16 protein-coding genes are annotated in these 16592 nt (G+C 53.4%); 8 read left to right on the top strand and 8 right to left on the bottom strand.

Annotated elements, in window-relative coordinates; genetic code table 11:
- The first annotated feature begins 21 nt into the window (after positions 1-21).
- The 5 genes from purU (at position 22) to Q4544_RS13665 (ending at position 4537) form a co-directional block, all read left to right on the top strand.
- Positions 22-906 (top strand): formyltetrahydrofolate deformylase, encoded by an 885-nt coding sequence (gene purU, locus Q4544_RS13685; protein ID WP_303507168.1) that lies wholly within the window; start codon positions 22-24, stop codon positions 904-906.
- Between the two features lie 96 nt (positions 907-1002).
- Positions 1003-1401, top strand: a complete 399-nt coding sequence (locus tag Q4544_RS13680; protein ID WP_303507166.1) for a hypothetical protein — start codon at positions 1003-1005, stop codon at positions 1399-1401.
- Between the two features lie 31 nt (positions 1402-1432).
- Positions 1433-1891: a gluconate 2-dehydrogenase subunit 3 family protein gene (locus tag Q4544_RS13675; protein WP_303507164.1), complete on the top strand. Its 459-nt coding sequence runs from the start codon at positions 1433-1435 to the stop codon at positions 1889-1891.
- Between the two features lie 20 nt (positions 1892-1911).
- Positions 1912-3549, top strand: coding sequence for a GMC family oxidoreductase (locus tag Q4544_RS13670; protein ID WP_303507162.1), 1638 nt, complete (start codon positions 1912-1914; stop codon positions 3547-3549).
- A gap of 79 nt (positions 3550-3628) precedes the next feature.
- Complete coding sequence (locus tag Q4544_RS13665) at positions 3629-4537, top strand: lysophospholipid acyltransferase family protein (RefSeq protein ID WP_303507160.1); 909 nt, start codon at positions 3629-3631, stop codon at positions 4535-4537.
- Positions 4538-4543: 6 nt separating this feature from the next.
- On the opposite strand, the gene Q4544_RS13660 is transcribed toward Q4544_RS13665, so the two are convergent.
- Positions 4544-5242, bottom strand: coding sequence for a tyrosine-protein phosphatase (locus Q4544_RS13660; protein WP_303507158.1), 699 nt, complete (start codon positions 5240-5242; stop codon positions 4544-4546).
- Positions 5243-5456: 214 nt separating this feature from the next.
- Here Q4544_RS13660 and Q4544_RS13655 point away from each other — a divergent pair, with 214 nt between their 5' ends.
- Complete coding sequence (locus tag Q4544_RS13655; protein ID WP_303507156.1) at positions 5457-6725, top strand: 3-deoxy-D-manno-octulosonic acid transferase; 1269 nt, start codon at positions 5457-5459, stop codon at positions 6723-6725.
- Positions 6726-6731: 6 nt separating this feature from the next.
- Here the strand turns inward: Q4544_RS13655 and Q4544_RS13650 are convergent, their stop codons facing one another.
- The 4 genes from Q4544_RS13650 to Q4544_RS13635 all read right to left on the bottom strand — a co-directional run bounded on the left by Q4544_RS13650 (position 6732) and on the right by Q4544_RS13635 (position 10790).
- Positions 6732-7679, bottom strand: a complete 948-nt coding sequence (locus Q4544_RS13650; RefSeq protein ID WP_303507154.1) for a DMT family transporter — start codon at positions 7677-7679, stop codon at positions 6732-6734.
- A gap of 142 nt (positions 7680-7821) precedes the next feature.
- Positions 7822-8928, bottom strand: coding sequence for a 3-isopropylmalate dehydrogenase (leuB, locus tag Q4544_RS13645; RefSeq protein WP_303507152.1), 1107 nt, complete (start codon positions 8926-8928; stop codon positions 7822-7824).
- A gap of 87 nt (positions 8929-9015) precedes the next feature.
- Positions 9016-9915 carry an endonuclease/exonuclease/phosphatase family protein gene (locus Q4544_RS13640; protein WP_303507150.1) on the bottom strand — a complete coding sequence of 300 codons (900 nt, stop codon included), beginning with the start codon at positions 9913-9915 and terminating at the stop codon, positions 9016-9018.
- Positions 9916-9998: 83 nt separating this feature from the next.
- On the bottom strand, positions 9999-10790 hold the full coding sequence (locus Q4544_RS13635; protein ID WP_303507147.1) for a hypothetical protein: 792 nt from the start codon (positions 10788-10790) through the stop codon (positions 9999-10001).
- Between the two features lie 516 nt (positions 10791-11306).
- Between Q4544_RS13635 and Q4544_RS13630 the strand changes: the two genes are divergently transcribed.
- The gene (locus tag Q4544_RS13630; protein WP_303507145.1) at positions 11307-12596 is read left to right on the top strand and encodes a glycosyltransferase family 4 protein; all 1290 of its coding nucleotides are present in this window, start codon (positions 11307-11309) and stop codon (positions 12594-12596) included.
- A gap of 56 nt (positions 12597-12652) precedes the next feature.
- On the opposite strand, the gene leuD is transcribed toward Q4544_RS13630, so the two are convergent.
- Positions 12653-13258, bottom strand: coding sequence for a 3-isopropylmalate dehydratase small subunit (gene leuD, locus Q4544_RS13625; RefSeq protein WP_303507143.1), 606 nt, complete (start codon positions 13256-13258; stop codon positions 12653-12655).
- 11 nt (positions 13259-13269) lie between these two features.
- Positions 13270-14673: a 3-isopropylmalate dehydratase large subunit gene (gene leuC, locus Q4544_RS13620; protein WP_303507141.1), complete on the bottom strand. Its 1404-nt coding sequence runs from the start codon at positions 14671-14673 to the stop codon at positions 13270-13272.
- 252 nt (positions 14674-14925) lie between these two features.
- Here leuC and Q4544_RS13615 point away from each other — a divergent pair, with 252 nt between their 5' ends.
- The gene (locus tag Q4544_RS13615) at positions 14926-16305 is read left to right on the top strand and encodes a mechanosensitive ion channel family protein (protein WP_407063049.1); all 1380 of its coding nucleotides are present in this window, start codon (positions 14926-14928) and stop codon (positions 16303-16305) included.
- 97 nt (positions 16306-16402) lie between these two features.
- On the opposite strand, the gene Q4544_RS13610 is transcribed toward Q4544_RS13615, so the two are convergent.
- The coding region (locus Q4544_RS13610; protein ID WP_303507139.1) for a hypothetical protein at positions 16403-16592 on the bottom strand (190 nt) is incomplete at its 5' end.

The following is a 16592-nucleotide window of genomic DNA, read 5'->3' as shown; positions in this document are numbered from 1 at the left end:
GCTACATGAGATGAGAAACTGATGACAAAATATGTTCTGACTGTCGAATGCCAATCAATGAAGGGCATCGTTGCTGCAGTGTCAGGTTATTTGGCCAAGGCCGATTGCAACATTCTGGATGCGGCGCAGTTTGATGATCAGGAAACAGGAAAGTTTTTTGCGCGTCTCATGTTTGACGCACCTGAGAATGCTTCTTTGGAGACGTTGGAAACCGAGTTTGCGCCGATTGCCGACCAATATGGGATGAAGTTTTCATTTCACGACAGCGCGACGAAGATGAAAGTGATCATCATGGTGTCGCGGTTCGGGCATTGCTTGAATGACTTGTTGTATCGTTCGCGTATTGGCGCACTACCGATTGAGATTGTTGGCGTTATTTCCAACCATATGGATTATCAGAAAGTTGTCGTGAATGCCGACATCCCCTTCCATTGCATCAAAGTCACCAAAGAGAACAAGCCCGAAGCAGAAGCTGCACAAATGCGGATTATTCGCGAGTCTGGTGCGGAATTGGTTGTTTTGGCGCGGTATATGCAAGTGCTGTCAGATGAGATGTGTCAGACAATGTCTGGCCGGATCATCAACATTCACCACTCATTTCTGCCGTCATTTAAGGGGGCGAACCCTTATAAGCAGGCGTTTGAGCGTGGCGTGAAGCTAATCGGTGCGACCTCGCATTACGTGACCGCTGATCTGGACGAAGGTCCGATCATTGAACAAGACATCGTGCGTGTGACGCATGCACAGTCTTCTGCGGACTACGTGTCGTTGGGGCGTGATGTGGAAAGCCAGGTATTGGCGCGCGCAGTACACGCCCATGCGCGGCAGCGGTCTTTCATCAACGGCAACAAGACCGTTGTATTCCCGGCGAGCCCGGGTAGCTATGCTTCTGAACGGATGGGCTAAGGGCAAATCTGCCAGTTCGCGCTAGGCGTGTGCTGGCAAAATGCTTCTCCAATTTCCCGTAATATGTTAATAATTAATAACTAACGGGGACATATCATGAAAAAATTAATGGCAGCGGCGATCTTCGCCGCATCTACGCAAAGCGCTGTGGCTGGATTTGAAGCTGAAATTCCTTCCAGCTACGTTTATGAACCAACGTTTTTCCTTGGTTTGACATGGAGCTTTGGTGGCGGGAACATCAGCAGCGCCCTTCCGGGTAGCAGCAATGTTGGCGTCACGCTGAAATACCTTAGTACAAACGAGCCTGACACATTGGCGGCCGCGATTGGTTTGACTTATTTCCTTGATGGTTCGATTGGCTGTGACGCTGGTGTAGGCTTGAACCACAACAGCGCTAGCCTTGGGTTGAGCTATGATTTCTGCCGTCAGTTGCCGCAGATCAGCCTTGGTGGAATCAAGAAGCCGGAAATGTCCTCTGAGGCGATTCCAGATTAAACCATCGTGATTCTCCGAGAGGCTTGGGTTTATGAAGCGTCGTGAGGCGTTGGTTGCTATGGCTGCGCCGCTGCTGGTTGGGTTTCAGCCTGCGGCGGCTCAACCAACAGTAGCGCGCGGTATCTTGGCGCATTTCCTTGATTTGATCATACCGGCGGATGATGTGACGCCTTCGGCATCGGCTTTGGGTGTACACACAGAGCTGGAGGATGCTGTTCGTTCGCATGCCCTATTATCGCAGTTGTTTGACTATGGGCTGAGTTGGTTGGATCAGGCTGGGGGGCGATCGTTTCTGTCGCTGTCCCCTGAGACTCAGCAGGCGATATTGGTTCATGCCGCGCAGGCCGATTTCAATCAAATTCCCGGTCGGTTTTTTGCAGTGGCACGATTGTTGGCGACTGAAATCTATTTTAGCAAGTCAGAGGCGATTGCAGGGCTTCCTTTGAATAAAGCGCCGCAGCCAGACGGGTATTTGCCGCCGTGGAGTTAAGTCGAACCCCAGATGTCGTCGTGATTGGATCAGGAGCTGGTGGGGCGTCTGTGGCCTGGGGGCTGGTATCGCAAGGGGCTGAGGTCTTGTTGCTGGAGGCCGGACCGCGGTTCGACCCATCGGTGGATTACCCGCAGGACCGGCCGGATTGGGAACGGCGTGCCTTTCCGCAGAAACCGGGGAGCCGTACGCGGGTTTTGTATGGTGACTTGGGCATATTGAATGCTGACGACCGCGACTTGATGCGTTGGTCAAAGGTAGCGGGGCGTGATGTGCCGGTATTAGGCAGTGCGCGTGTGGCTTCGGGTGGTGGCTATAGTCATGTGATGGGTGTTGGTGGATCAACGCTACATTTTGTTGGGGAAGCGCATCGGTTACACCCGGACGCGTTTCGTTTGCATTCGTTGACTGATGCAGGTGTTGATTGGCCGATGTCGTATCAGGCGTTAGAGCCTTATTACAGCAAGATTGAACATGCCATTGGTATGGCTGGCACGGATGCCGGGCCGGGACGGGCGCAGAGTCGCGATTTTCCAATGCCTGCGCATCCGCTGAGTCCCGGGGCTAGGGTCTTGGCTGAGGCTGGGCGAAAGATTGGTCGGCCGTGGTCTGTGAACCCCAGAGCGGTGAATTCCCGGGTCTATGACGAGCGTCCTGCCTGCAACTATTGTGGTCAGTGTTCGCGCGGGTGTCCGTTGGGGGACAAGGCCTCTATGGATGTTAGTCTGTTGCGGCGAGCGATGGATAGTGGCCGCTTGACGATTGTGTCTGAGGCGCAGGTAACGCGGTTGCTTTTGGGCAAACAGGGTGTGATTTCGGCGGTCGAGGTGGTGTCGCAGGGGCAAAAGCACCGTGTCGAAACTCCGCAAGTGGTTTTGGCGGCAGGGGCGGTGAACTCGCCGCGCTTGTTGTTGGCGTCGGCCAATGCAGAGCAGCCGGATGGTATTGCAAATGGATCGGGGCAGGTCGGGCGGAATTTTATGGAGACGCTCTGGTGGAATAGTGCGGGGCTGCTGCCCGGGCTACGTAATAGCCATATGGGATTGCCAGCGGATGCAACTGATTGGGGTATGGCACACCCGGCTTCGGTGCCGGGTTTGGCGGGTGGCTATAAGCTGACGCATACGACGTTGGACACAGGGTTGAATGGCCCAATTGGCTATGCGGCGCGATTGCTTCCGGGGTTTGGGGCGGAATGGAAAGCACAGATGCGGGCGAGGTTTGGATCAGCGGTTTCTGTGGGGGCTGTTGGGCAAGTGATCGCAGATGAGCGATCAAAGGTCTCGCTGGATCCCGAGCAGGTGGATGCGTTTGGTATGGCGTTGCCGCGGATCGATTCTGTTTTGACCGACAATAGTTTGGCACTGTTGCGCGAAATGGCGCGTGGTTGTCGTGAGGTCTTGAGCCGCGCTGGCGTGGAGATTGCTGAAGAGACCAGCAATTGGGATGCGTTTCAGTCGACGCATGTCTTTGGAACAGCGCGGATGGGTTTGGATAGTGCCGAGGCAGTGGTTGATGGGCAGGGCCGTAGTTTTGATCACCCGAACCTTTGGATCGCTGACGCGAGTGTCTTTCCCAGCTCGGGTGCAGGTGAGGCCCCATCGTTGACGATCATGGCGTTGGCTGCGCGAACGGCGGATGCTATTTTGGCGGGATGACCCTGATTTACCGTACCGCGTGACGTTGGAGAAGTGGGGCTTTCCAATGGCGCATGTATGGGCGATAACGGCGGATGTTATGGCATCAAAAAACTCCAAATCTGTTCGCTTTAGTGATCGTCTCCAATTCGCTTTGATCCGTTCCATTTTGGGCGTCTTATTTGCTTTGCCTTATCGTCGGCGCGTGCGGTTTTTGGGCTGGGTGATGCAGCATGTGATCGCGCCCGTTGCGGGATACAATCGCCGCTCGAAAGAGAATTTGGAAATGATTGCCCCTGAGCTTTCGAGCGAAGAACGCAGCCGCATGGTTGGCCGGGTTGCCAACAATATTGGGCGGACTTTGGCAGAGCTGTTTTCGGCGCAAGATTTTGTGGATCATGTTGGCGGGACGGAACTGTCAGGCCCTGGATTGTCTCAAATGCAGGAGGCTAAGGCGGCTGGGCGTCCGATCATTGTGATTTCCGGACACTTTGGTAATTACGATGTCGTCAGGTCTGCATTGATCCGTCATGGGTATCATGTTGGTGGCTTGTATCGGCGGATGGATAACCCGCTGTTTCATGATTTCTACGTAGATAGGATTTCAGCGATTGGGACACCATTGTTTCAACGTGGCCGTCAGGGACTTGGCCAGATGGTGCGGCATTTGAAGTCAGGTGGTACGTTGGCCGCTTTGATTGATGTGCGCGCAGGCAATGGTGCGCCGTTGACGTATTTTGGTAAGCGCGCTTGGACTGCTTTGTCTATGGCAGAGTTGGCGTTGAAGTATGATGCGTTGGTTGTGCCGTGTTATGCCGTGCGGCAGCCGGATGGTTTGACTTTTAAGACATCCGTTGAGGAACCAATCCCACACACTGACCCCGAAACGATGACGCAGGCGTTGAATGACTCGTTAGAGGCGCAGGTGCGGGAGAATATGGAACAGTGGTTCTGGATTCACAGACGTTGGAAAGACGTTCCCAACGCTGTGGTTCAAGAGGAGGCTTAGCGCAGCTTATAGTTTGGTGCGCCGCCACATTCCCATGTTGTTAAAGCCATCACGGGCCGCTTCGTGATCATATTCCGTTTCGACCCATTCGCGAAATGGGATCGGGCTTTTAGCGACGCGGCGTGCGTACATGTCGATCACGTAATCCAAGATGCCTGTCTTTGTGAATTTAATATGCACAAAGTCAAATGACAGCATTTTACGTGCTTCTTCGACAGGCTTGCCTAAGATGTGCATCAGGTACATTGCAGAGACGATGCCGGTGCGATCTGCGCCAGATTTGCAATGCATCAACGTTGGGATGTCTACTAAGGTTTCGAGCGCATCCATTACCTCAATCAGCTTTTCAGGCGGGGGCGCTGACCGAGCGCTCATCGGTATGTCGATGAGGTCTAGGTTAAGCTTTTTACAGCTTTCGACTTCGAAGTAGTAAGGCGAATGGTTTGACGCGCCGCGCAGGTTCAGCACGGTTTTGATGCCTAGTTTTGCGTAGGCTTCGAAGCGTTCGTGATTTGGATGGTTCGAACGGTACATGTTCGGCGCGATCTGAGCGAAGTTGTGCCAGCGATAGCGCAATATGCCATGATCCACCCAGTCGGCGTAGTGCTGCGACTTTTTACGTTCTTCTGGGTCAATAAGGTCGTGGGAATACCGCTCTCGGTTTTTGCGCTCCCAATCTTTGAGCTTTCGCCAAACGGCACTCATCATTGTGACTCCTCATGTGTCGTTTGGTCAGAGAGTTGGTGACCTGAGGGGCCTATATAGGTCACAAATTATGCACCCGCTATAGGTTATGTTGTCATTGTTGATCATTGAGAATCCTATGTGGTACTGCAGTGCATTCGTGGTGCTCTCGACAGTGTTGATGCAGAGCGGTACAGCGCTGTTGAAATGAGGCAAAACAAGGTAGCAAAGAGCTATGAGCAAATCTGTTGTTCTTTCGTCATACCTTGGCCTGAGCTGGGTTTTGGGGCCGGTTTATCGGTTTGCGATCCGTCGTCGGTTGGCTGGGGGCAAAGAGGATAAAGCGCGTGTCGCAGAGCGTTTTGGTGGCACGACGCTGGCGCGGCCTGATGGCCCTTTGATTTGGATGCATGCGGCCAGTATTGGTGAAACCCAATCGTTGATGGGCTTGATCCCGGCGTTATTGGCAGCGCAGCCAGGGCTTTCCATTTTGGTGACGAGCACCACAGTCACCTCGGCACGGTTGTTGGAGCGCGATTTACCAGAGCGGGCTTTTCATCAGTTTTCGCCCATTGATACGCCACAGGTCATTCGCCAATTTTTAGACCATTGGCAGCCTGATGTTGCGGTTTGGGTCGAGAGTGAAATCTGGCCGCGGATGTTGGTCGATACGAAGGCGCGCGGCATTCCCATGATGCTGATCAATGCTCGGGTTTCTGCCAAAACGATTGAGCGGTGGTCTTGGGTCTCTAAAACCGCACGCTTGTTGTTTTCAAAGTTCGATACGATTTTGGCGCAGGATCAAAGCACACTGACGCTATTAGAGAAGCTTGAGTTAAACGACGTTGCTTTGCGTATGACTGGTTCGTTGAAGCAAGAATTAGCGCCACCTTTGCAAGACGTTGACGAGATTGATGCGCTGGAACAGACGCTACGTGGGCGCTCGGTTTGGGTCGCAGCCTCGACCCACCCGGGGGAAGAGGACGTTTTGCTTGAGGCGCATAAGCACTTAGCGACAGATGCCGTTATGATTCTGGTACCGCGTCATCCAGAGCGGGGTGACGCGTTAGCGGCGCAGGCGCGCGCGGCTGGTTGGGTGGTGGCCCAGCGTTCTAAGGGAGAGCCGCTAACCGCGGATACGCAGGTTTATTTAGCAGATACGATTGGCGAAATGGGGCTATGGTATCGGTTGTCAAAGGTTAGTTTTATCGCGGGGTCGCTAGAACCTATTGGCGGTCACAATCCGTTTGAACCAATTTTGCTGGAGTCTGCTGTGATTTCGGGATCGCAGGTTGGGAACTTTGCCGATGTGTATGCTCGGTTAAAGAACACCGAAGGTGCCGTTTTTGCCGATACGTCTACGGCGATTGCTGAGGCGGTAATCGCATTGTTCGATGAAGACACACGCGCCCAGCAAGCTGCGCGTGCGTTGGACTGTCTGGCAAGTAATGCATCCATCACAGCGCAAGTTCGGGACCATGTTTTGGCAGCGATAAAAGCTTAAGACGCGTTACTTGCGTCGCAGGTATTGGCCAATGCGGAAAGTGCCAGGGGCGATCGCTCGTGTGCGGTTGCGAAGAACCGGGGTGTTCTTGGACGTGCCGCTGAGAGATTCCCGGATGACGATATAGATGCCGCTTAGAATGATGACGCAGGCGCCTATGATTGTTTGGAGGTCCGGTGATTCATTGAAGAAAACTAGCCCGAAAATCGTTGCCCAGATAATTTGGCTGTATTGCATCGGTGCGACGACGGCTGCTTCGCCAGCGCGGTAGGCGCCCACTAAAAGAAACGACGCTAGGAACCCCAGAGCCGCAATAACGGTGACGGCGGCGAAATCTATAAGTGGCATGGGTTTGTAGACAAAGGCCAAGGCGATGCCCATCGTTACAAAGACCGCAGAGAATGGGTAGAGAAGCATGACTACCGGGCTTTCGTCGTTGCCGATCCGGCGGGCGATGACGGATTGGGTCGCAACGCAAACTGCGCCTGCCATAGCTGCCATGTGGCCCAATGTGATTTCAGTTGATCCGGGCCGAACGACAATAATCACGCCAATCAATCCCACGACCACAGCGCCTGAACGGTGAAGGCCGACGCGTTCGCCCAGAATCGGAATTGCGAGCAAAGTGATTAATAGCGGAACTGTGAATAGGATCGAGTAGACCTGCGCCAGTGGCAGGACAGAGAATGCATAAAAACCGCAGACGCCGCCGCCAACCATCGTAAGTGAACGCAGGCCGACCCACCAAGGATGAGTTGGGCGTAGATTGACGCTGCCGCCGTTGTTTACCATCATCAAGGTCAATAATGGGAAGGACAGTAAGCTCGCGAAAAACAGGATTTGCATTGGCGCATAGGTGGCACCCAGATAGCGCACGATGACGTCATGGGATGAGAATGTGCTGAATGCGGCGAGCGATAGAAGCGCGCCTTTTAGGTTGTTGTTCGGAGTCATGGCAATTCCAATGCGATGAGGCGAGCTCTTAACTTCAATTAGCACAAGTTTGGAGAGTCGCAAGAACCGCATCGCAATCGGGTTAGACGATTGCGGAATTGGGGTTGGTTGGCGCAAATTTTATGCGCCAACCAAATATGTCTTACAGAGATGCGTCCAGCGCTGCCAAGATCGCATCGCCCATTTGGGTTGTGCTGACTGGCTGTGCGTCAGAGGCTTGCATCAGGTCGCCTGTGCGAACGCCGTCAGAGAGAACTTTCTCAACCGCTTTTTCTAGACGTGTCGCTTCGTCGCCTTGGTCAAAGCTGTACCGCAGTGCCATCGCAAAGCTTAGGATACATGCGCAAGGGTTTGCTTTGCCTTGTCCTGTGATGTCTGGTGCAGAACCGTGAACCGGTTCGTACATGGCTTTTGGACGGCCATTTTCCATTGGTGCACCCAAAGAAGCAGACGGCAACATGCCCAAAGAGCCGGTCAGCATTGCTGCACAATCAGACAGGATGTCGCCGAACAGGTTATCCGTCAGGATGACGTCAAACTGCTTTGGTGCGCGGACTAGCTGCATGGCGCCGTTGTCGGCGTACATGTGAGACAGCTCTACGTCGGCGTAGGATTCTTTGTGAACTTTCTCGACAACTTCGCGCCACAGAATGCCAGATTCCATAACGTTGGCTTTTTCCATCGAGCAGACTTTGTTGCCACGACGACGTGCCAATTCGAATGCAGAACGTGCAACGCGATCGATTTCAGCTTCGGTGTAACGCTGGGTGTTGATGCCAACACGCTGGCCGTCTTCTTCGAAGATGCCGCGTGGTTCGCCGAAATAGGAACCGGATGTCAGCTCGCGAACGATCATGATGTCCAGGCCAGCGACGATGTCTTTTTTCAGCGACGAGAAGTCAGCAAGTGCGTCAAAGCACTGTGCCGGACGCAGGTTCGCGAAAAGGTCCATCTCTTTGCGCAAGCGCAGCAGGCCGCGCTCTGGCTTAACGGAGAAGTCTAGGTCGTCATAGGCAGGACCACCAACAGCGCCGAGCAGAACAGCGTCTACTTCTTGGGCTTTTGCCATGGTGTCGTCGTGCAATGGTGTGCCATGCGCGTCGAAAGCGGCGCCGCCAACCAGATCTTCGCTGACATCAAATTGCAGGCCGCGCTTGTCGCCGTACCAGTCGATAATGCGGCGCACTTCCGCCATGACTTCCTTGCCGATGCCGTCACCGGGCAAGATCAGAAGCGAGGGGTTGCTCATGTTCATAATCCTTCGTGAATTTGCTTGCTGCTGCCTAGCTTCTGTGGCGCGAAAGATCAAGAAACGAAGGTGTTTTGGTGGCATTTGTCAGAAGTCGATGTCGATCCAGATCAGATGGTGGCGGCTTGCGCTTGGCATTGGTCGGTTTCCGGTTGCTTTGACCGTGATGTTGGGGCTGGGCAATAGATAGCTGACCCGCATGCTGGATGATTGGGTTTCGTTCCATTGAACGGTTACGCGATTTGTGGGCGGCACTGTAACGAGCGGTTCGCGGAATTGCTGGCTTTGAAGAATGGACTGCATGGCGGAGCGATGTCCTTGCCCCTTGTTTGGATCGATATTCGTAAGAGCAGCAAGAATATAGGATTGAGGCAGCGCCTCGGTGAAGGTTCCATTTAGATAAGCCAGCCAAAACAAGTTTTCTGCAGCGTTTCGAAAGCCATTGCGATCCTCTGGGCCGTCAAACATGGGCGGCGTCGCGTGATGGGTCAGAATTGTGAGTAGACTTCCGTTGATCGAAAACGGGATCGCGACGTGGGCGGTTGATGACAGGCGAAATGTGTCGCGGGCGTCTATTGAAAGCATCTCAGGGGCGGGAATTACATCAGGAGCGGCAGCGGCGGCGTTTTGCCAAAGAATGTTCGAGAAGGATTGAACGCCTGCGGTGGCAATTGGGTGTTGCGATAGAATTGCTATTCCACGCTGACCGGGGAAGGTGCCATAGCCGTGCGCATCGCGCGGTCCGTTGGATATGCCATCTCCATCGATGTCTATGCCAGTCGGAATTCCGGTGTTTGGACGTGGGGCAAATAGGTGGGGATAGCTCGGGCCACCTTGGTTATTAATGAGCTCACGCAGGCCGGAAAGACCGTGGTTTTGGCTATCGAAGTCGATGTTTTGAAGAACAATGATGTCTGGTGCGGCATCTGCGATTTGTTTGGCAACCGCCATCGGTTCGGGATCTTTTCGCAGAATGTCGCGCAGCATTACGCCAGGACCGGTGCGATGCAGGTCCGTATTATAGGTTGCAATTCGAAGGGTGTCGGCTTGGGCCGTAGCGGCCCAAAGGATCAGACTGGCTGCAAGCCCTGCGCAACGGCATAAGCGCGCTTGCGGTTTTCGTCGATCATCGATGCGATGCGGATCATTGCGATGCCACGCATGATCATACCTGCCGGGAAGAATGCCCAAACGACCACCGTCCAGATCAAAGTCTGAGGGTTGGTCAGTTGCAGTGGGTTGGCCAACTCAGAGATTGCGTTGAAGAATGCTGGGAACATGAATGGCAGAAGAAAGCCTAATGCAATGTTAAGACGCCCGTCGCGGTTTAGGCGGGGAAGAACATCACCGCCGGCTGTTGGGTCAAACAAAGGCAGGTTCACCCAGACATTAAAGGCGCCATTGCGGGCAGGCCAATCGCGGGCGCGGACCATGAAGTAGAAGACACCAAGGCTGATCATTGAAAGGGCATAGGCAAGGCCCGCAGAGGTGCGAACAAAGCTAACATCTGCAATGGCTGCATCTGCAGGTAATGCGATGATGACCAAGCGAATTGGTGAGTAAGGAAAGTCGAGCGCATTGCCTGCTAATGTGCCAATCGCGCGCAGCAATCCGGTCAGCGCGTTTGGTTCTGTTAGCCCCCGTTCAATCGAAGCGAGAGTGAAGACCGTGATGAATACGACAATGAACCGCAAACGGTTGAACGGCGGTGCATAGCGGAATTCAATGATGCTGGGGTAAGTCGAGAAATATTCGATGAAGATCAAAGCTGCCGCAAAGAAGGACATCAAAAGCGCAATTTGACTGGCGTCCGAACTGACGTTCGGGAGTATCATCGCAGGTGTGGCTACCAGAATAGCCATCAGAATCGCGCGTGTTGCCGCGCTTATAAATTGTGTGAGCACTGCTCCGTTCCCTTCAAACTGGACCGCCGCGATACGTTGCCGCCTGCTGTTTCCAACTTGAACCATCCTCGTCCCCAAGGGTGGTCTGCCTCATTCTTGCCTTAATGTTGACGGGGATTGCCCGAATTCTCAAGGCTTTGTTTCTGATCCGTTAACTTTCTGACCAAAGCTGACAAAAAGTGGTGCGCCTTTGCACCATTCAACGGAAAAAAGACTGCGAATCCATCGTTCTAGATTGAGAAGCTCGTGCGATTTTTACGGCTTTCGCAGGTTGGGATGGGTTTGGAGTTGTTAATGCGGATCGGTTCTCCGGATCCGGTATGGAAGTGTAAGGCATTGTTACCGCGAAAATGTGGCGGAATTCGGGCAGGGTGTATTCGGATGAGTGTCACAAGATGGACGCGTTTTGATATTGCCTGTGTCTGAGCAAGCTTGAGCCTTTTTTTTGCCCTGACCATGGGCTAGGCAAGCCAAATGACACGTCGCCGTATTCTGATCCTCGCTGAGCAATGCAATCCCGAATGGCCCTCTTTGCCAATCGTTGGCTACAAGTACGCGCGTGCTTTGGCCAAGGTTGCGGATGTGACGGTTGTGACCCATGTGCGCAATCGCGAGAACATCGAAAAAGCAGGCGACATGGGCGCGCCAGTGCATTTCATTGATACTGAATGGCTGGCCGCGCCGATGGATAAAGTCGCGACATGGTTGCGTGGTGGCGATCAGGTGGCGTGGTCTACAAATATGATCATGTCTTATCCGCCCTATGTGGCGTTTGAAAAACAAGCCTGGCGTACGATGAAAGATCGTGTGAATGCCGGTGAGTTTGATGTGATCCATCGCATAACGCCGATGTCTCCAACCATGCCAAGTGCGATGGTGGCGAAAGGTGACGTGCCGTTTGTGATTGGCCCGTTGAATGGCAACCTAGATTGGCCAGCTGCCTTTTCGGGTGAGCAAAAGCGCGAGAAAGAACGCGCGCGTGGTTTGCGGGATCTGTACAAATTCTTGCCCTATGCGCGGCGTACTCAGACTAAAGCGGATTGTTTGCTGGCAGGTTTTCAGCACACCATTGATGATCTGAACTTGGCTGATCCGAACAAGATTATTTCATTCCCCGAGGTTGGGATTGATCCTGAGCTTTTCCATGCGGGTCGCGCGCGAGGACCGTTTGCAGGTGACGGCCCGTTTGAGTTTTTGTTTGCTGGGCGATTGGTTCCTTACAAAGTGCCCGAGGCGGCGGTGCGTGCATTCGCCAGCTCTGAAAAGCTGAAGGCGCATAAGATGACGATCATTGGCGACGGGCCGGAATTACCGCGTTTGCAAGCCATTGTGGCCGAGCATGATGCGCAGGATCGGGTGATATTTGAGGGTCGCAAGACGCAGTCCGAGGTTGCGGATGCGATGCGCCGGGCGGATGCCTTTGTGTTTCCGTCTATTCGCGAGCTTGGGGCTGGTGTTGTCGTCGAGGCGATGGCCTGTGGTACTTTGTTGATCGTAACGGATTACGGTGCGCCAGGGGCTTTGGTGTCTAAAGGGCGCGGGATTTCATTGCCGTTGTCCCCGATGGATGGGCTGGTGCGGAGTAATCAAAAGGCAATGGAAGCCTGCGTGGATGATCCAAAGACGCATGAGGCAATTGCTGGTGCGGGGTGTGAATATGCGCATCAAGCATTCACTTGGGAAGCCAAGGCGCAATACACTGCGGAGATTTACGAAGCGGTGGTGAATAAAGCACCGCTGCGCAGTTTCACGGCTTACGACTGATCAAATGAAAAAGCCGCCCACGTTGGGGCGGCTTTCTTTTTGCGTGGTGCTTGGGATTAGACCCAAGGACGCGATGCGTTTGCAGTTGCTTCGAACGCATCAATGGATGCTTCTTTTTGCATCGTTTGGCCGATGTCGTCCAAACCTTCGAGCAGGCAATGCTTGCGGTGTGGATCAACGTCGAACTTTATGACTTCGCCATCTGAAGTTGTGATCTCTTGTGCTTCAAGATCAACAGTCATCCGCGCGTTTTCACCTTTTTCCGCGTCTGACATCAGCAGATCAACAGTTTCCTGCGGCAATACGATTGGTAAAATGCCGTTCTTGAAGCAGTTGTTGAAGAAGATGTCAGCGAAAGATGTCGACACAACACATTTGATGCCGAAATCTGCAATCGCCCAAGGGGCGTGCTCGCGAGAGGAACCGCAACCAAAGTTATCGCCGGCCACCAGAATTTCGGTGTTGCGATATTGTGGTTTGTTTAGCACGAAGTCTTCGATTTCTGTGCCGTCGCGGTTGTAACGCATTTCGTCAAACAGGTTCACGCCAAAGCCAGTGCGCTGAATAGACTTCAGGAACACTTTTGGGATGATCATGTCTGTGTCGATGTTCACCAGCGGCATTGGTGCCGCGATACCGGTCAGTTTTTGAAACTTTTCCATTTTCGTGGTCCTTACAGCAAGTCGCGGATGTCGGTCAGTTTACCAGTCAGTGCAGCGGCGGCTGCCATGGCTGGAGACACGAGGTGTGTACGGCCCTTGTAGCCTTGGCGACCTTCGAAGTTCCGGTTTGAGGTTGCTGCGCAACGCTCGCCTTCGGACAACTGATCTGGGTTCATCGCAAGACACATAGAGCAACCTGCAAGGCGCCATTCAAAGCCAGCTTCTTTGAAGATGTCTGCAAGACCTTCTTCTTCAGCTTGTGCACGCACGAGGCCAGAACCCGGAACGATCATCGCACGCATTCCGTCTTTGATTTTCTTGCCTTTGACCACTTCGGCCACAGCGCGGAAATCTTCGATACGGCCGTTGGTGCAAGAGCCGATAAAGACAGTGTCGATTTCGATGTCAGTCAGTTTCTGACCCGGTGTCAGGCCCATATATTCAATCGAACGACGCGCGGCTTCTACTTTGCCACCTTCGAAATCTTCTGGATTTGGAACAACGCCAGTGATTGGCAGAACGTCCTCTGGAGAGGTACCCCAAGTCACAACTGGCTGAATGTCTTCGCCTTTGAGGGTGATGGTTTTGTCAAATACAGCACCTTCGTCAGTGAAGAGAGTCTTCCAGTATTCTAGCGCTTGCTCGAACTGACCGCCTTTAGGTGCGTGTGGGCGACCTTTGACGTAGTTGAATGTGGTTTCGTCAGGCGCGATCAGGCCTGCACGTGCGCCGCCTTCGATGGCCATGTTACAGACGGTCATGCGACCTTCCATAGACAGGCTACGGATGGCTTCGCCGGTGTATTCGATCACGTAACCGGTGCCACCGGCTGTGCCGGTTTCGCCGATAACAGCTAGCGTGATGTCCTTGGCGGTGACGCCCGGGTTCAGCTTGCCGGTGATTTCCACCTTCATGTTTTTGGATTTCTTCTGGATCAGCGTTTGCGTGGCCAGAACGTGCTCAACTTCAGATGTGCCGATGCCGTGCGCCAAAGCGCCGAATGCGCCGTGTGTCGCTGTGTGGGAGTCGCCACACACAACAGTCATGCCTGGCAAAGTCCAACCCTGTTCTGGGCCAACGATGTGCACGATGCCCTGACGGACGTCTGACACTGGGTAGTAGTGCACGCCGAATTCTTTGGCGTTTTTGTCCAGTGCTTCGACCTGAATGCGGGATTCTTTGTTTTCGATGCCCTTTGCACGATCCAAGGTTGTTGGAACGTTGTGATCAGGCACCGCAATGGTCTTTTCAGGTGCGCGCACCTTACGACCTGTCATGCGCAGACCTTCAAAGGCTTGCGGCGAGGTCACTTCGTGGACGAGGTGACGGTCGATGTACAAGAGGCAAGTGCCGTCTTCGGCTTCGTGGGCAACGTGAGCGTCCCAGATTTTATCATAAAGCGTTTTGGGAGACATAGGTCCCTCCGTATTGGTGAATTGGCGATTATGGCTGCAATACGGGCGTGCGAAAACACGCCGGGCCCTTATAGGGCGGCGATGACAGATTTAGATTGACCGAAAAACCGCCAAGGCAGGAAGGCACGGTCTGCAATGTCATAGATGCGTTTCATATGGGTTCAGATAGACGGAGTCGGCCCTAGCTGCAAGGGAAATGGCTTGTTTTCCATGGTGGGGCCGTGTCACGCTGGATGAAAGCAGAGGCACGGCATGACTGAACACACGACTACTCTTGAAAACGCAGACACCCAGCAAACGCCTGAGGCACCATCAACACCTGCGGTCGAACAAGATACGCAAGAGATCGCGCTGAGTTTGTGGGATCAGGGGATGGCGTTTGCCGAGGGGCTGTTGCGGCCTTGGAATGCCTATCAGGTCGGCATGATCGTTGGGCTATTGATTGCCTCGTTTGTAATATCGCGCATTGCTGGGCCACGTATCAAGAACTGGATGCGCAGCCGAGAAGGGTGGCCCAAGTGGCGCTATCGGTACATGTTGTTGCTGCAAAAGCGGTTGGCTTTGATCATTTTCGTTGTTCTGATCTGGTTGACCGTCCTTGTGATGCGCGAAGTAACTTGGCCAAGTCGTTCCTACCTATTGGGTGTTGTCGCGAATTTGGCGTCAGCATGGTTGGTGATCGCGCTTGTGACGCGGCTGATCCATAACTCCTTTTTGCGCAGTTTGTTGCGGTACGGCGCATGGGCTTGGGTGACATTTGCCTTGATCGGATTGGGCGAAGAGGCCCAGCAATTGCTGGATTCGGCGGCGTTGAATGTCGGGACCCTGCGGCTGTCGCTTTGGACCATCGTGCAAGCCGCTGTGATGTTGGGGCTGACCTTTGCTGTTGCTCGGTTTGTGGCTGGAACGACCTCTGATCGCATCAAGCGCAATGACGACATTAGCCCTTCTATGCAGGTTCTGGTGGTGAAGTGCCTGCAAGTGGTTTTGTACGGTGCTGCGTTTTTCATTGGGATGCGGATCGTGGGTGTCGATTTGACAGGCCTTGCTGTTTTGTCAGGGGCGATTGGTGTTGGTCTTGGTTTCGGTTTGCAGAAAGTTGTGTCGAACCTTGTGTCTGGTGTGATCATTCTGCTGGATAAATCGATTAAACCCGGCGATGTGATTTCACTGGGGGAAACCTTTGGCTGGATCAATTCATTGGGTGCCCGATACGTCAGTGTCGTCACGCGGGATGGCAAAGAATACCTAATTCCAAATGAGGATTTGATCACCGGGCAAGTTGTGAACTGGTCCCATTCAAACGATTTTGTACGGCTCGATATCTTCTTTGGTACGGCTTATGGCGATGATCCGCATCTGGTGCGAAAGGTGGCCATTGAAGCGGCTCAGACAGTAGAGCGTGTGCTATCGACTCCAAAGGCGCCTGTGTGCCACGTCGTCGGGTTTGGGGATAGCTCGGTTGATTATATCTTGAGGTTCTGGATTTCTGACCCAACCGGCGGCCTGACGAATATTCGCGGCAATGTGTATTTGGCCCTTTGGGATGCCTTCAAAGCGAATGAGATCAACTTCCCATTCCCGCAACGCGAAATTCGTATGCTACGCAATGGCGTAGACGTTCTAGACTAACGCATCTCTAAAACTATGAAAGACGGCCCTAGGGCCGCCTGTTTCGTCCATAATCCGCGCTACTGGGAGGTTGGTAGCGCGGATTAGTAGTTGTTCATTAGTTCAAGTGCTTAAGCAATGAACGAACTTGTGCTTGTTTCTGTACAAAGCTGTCATCGCGGTCGTCGTTGATTGTGTTCAGGATATGAGCGATTGCTGCGTCAGAGTATGCAGACAGGTCAGCTTCGGGAGCGAATTTTTGAACAGCTGCGTCGTTAGCAGAAGCAGAAGTCATTGCGGAAGCTGCG

The organism is Cognatishimia sp. 1_MG-2023 (genome assembly GCF_030548175.1).
Lineage (GTDB): Bacteria > Pseudomonadota > Alphaproteobacteria > Rhodobacterales > Rhodobacteraceae > Cognatishimia.
Note: the sequence above shows the minus strand (reverse complement) of the source record. Positions and strands in the feature narration are given on the sequence as shown.

Bases quoted from the DNA above. Each gene is read 5' to 3' on its own strand.
- purU (WP_303507168.1), top strand. From the start codon at position 22: ATGACAAAATATGTTCTGACTGTCGAATGCCAATCAATGAAGGGCATC.
- Q4544_RS13680 (WP_303507166.1), top strand. From the start codon at position 1,003: ATGAAAAAATTAATGGCAGCGGCGATCTTCGCCGCATCTACGCAAAGC.
- Q4544_RS13675 (WP_303507164.1), top strand. From the start codon at position 1,433: ATGAAGCGTCGTGAGGCGTTGGTTGCTATGGCTGCGCCGCTGCTGGTT.
- Q4544_RS13665 (WP_303507160.1), top strand. From the start codon at position 3,629: ATGGCATCAAAAAACTCCAAATCTGTTCGCTTTAGTGATCGTCTCCAA.
- Q4544_RS13660 (WP_303507158.1), bottom strand. From the start codon at position 5,242: ATGAGTGCCGTTTGGCGAAAGCTCAAAGATTGGGAGCGCAAAAACCGA.
- Q4544_RS13655 (WP_303507156.1), top strand. From the start codon at position 5,457: ATGAGCAAATCTGTTGTTCTTTCGTCATACCTTGGCCTGAGCTGGGTT.
- Q4544_RS13650 (WP_303507154.1), bottom strand. From the start codon at position 7,679: ATGACTCCGAACAACAACCTAAAAGGCGCGCTTCTATCGCTCGCCGCA.
- leuB (WP_303507152.1), bottom strand. From the start codon at position 8,928: ATGAGCAACCCCTCGCTTCTGATCTTGCCCGGTGACGGCATCGGCAAG.
- Q4544_RS13640 (WP_303507150.1), bottom strand. From the start codon at position 9,915: ATGCTGCGCGACATTCTGCGAAAAGATCCCGAACCGATGGCGGTTGCC.
- Q4544_RS13635 (WP_303507147.1), bottom strand. From the start codon at position 10,790: ATGGCTATTCTGGTAGCCACACCTGCGATGATACTCCCGAACGTCAGT.
- Q4544_RS13630 (WP_303507145.1), top strand. From the start codon at position 11,307: ATGACACGTCGCCGTATTCTGATCCTCGCTGAGCAATGCAATCCCGAA.
- leuD (WP_303507143.1), bottom strand. From the start codon at position 13,258: ATGGAAAAGTTTCAAAAACTGACCGGTATCGCGGCACCAATGCCGCTG.
- leuC (WP_303507141.1), bottom strand. From the start codon at position 14,673: ATGTCTCCCAAAACGCTTTATGATAAAATCTGGGACGCTCACGTTGCC.
- Q4544_RS13615 (WP_407063049.1), top strand. From the start codon at position 14,926: ATGACTGAACACACGACTACTCTTGAAAACGCAGACACCCAGCAAACG.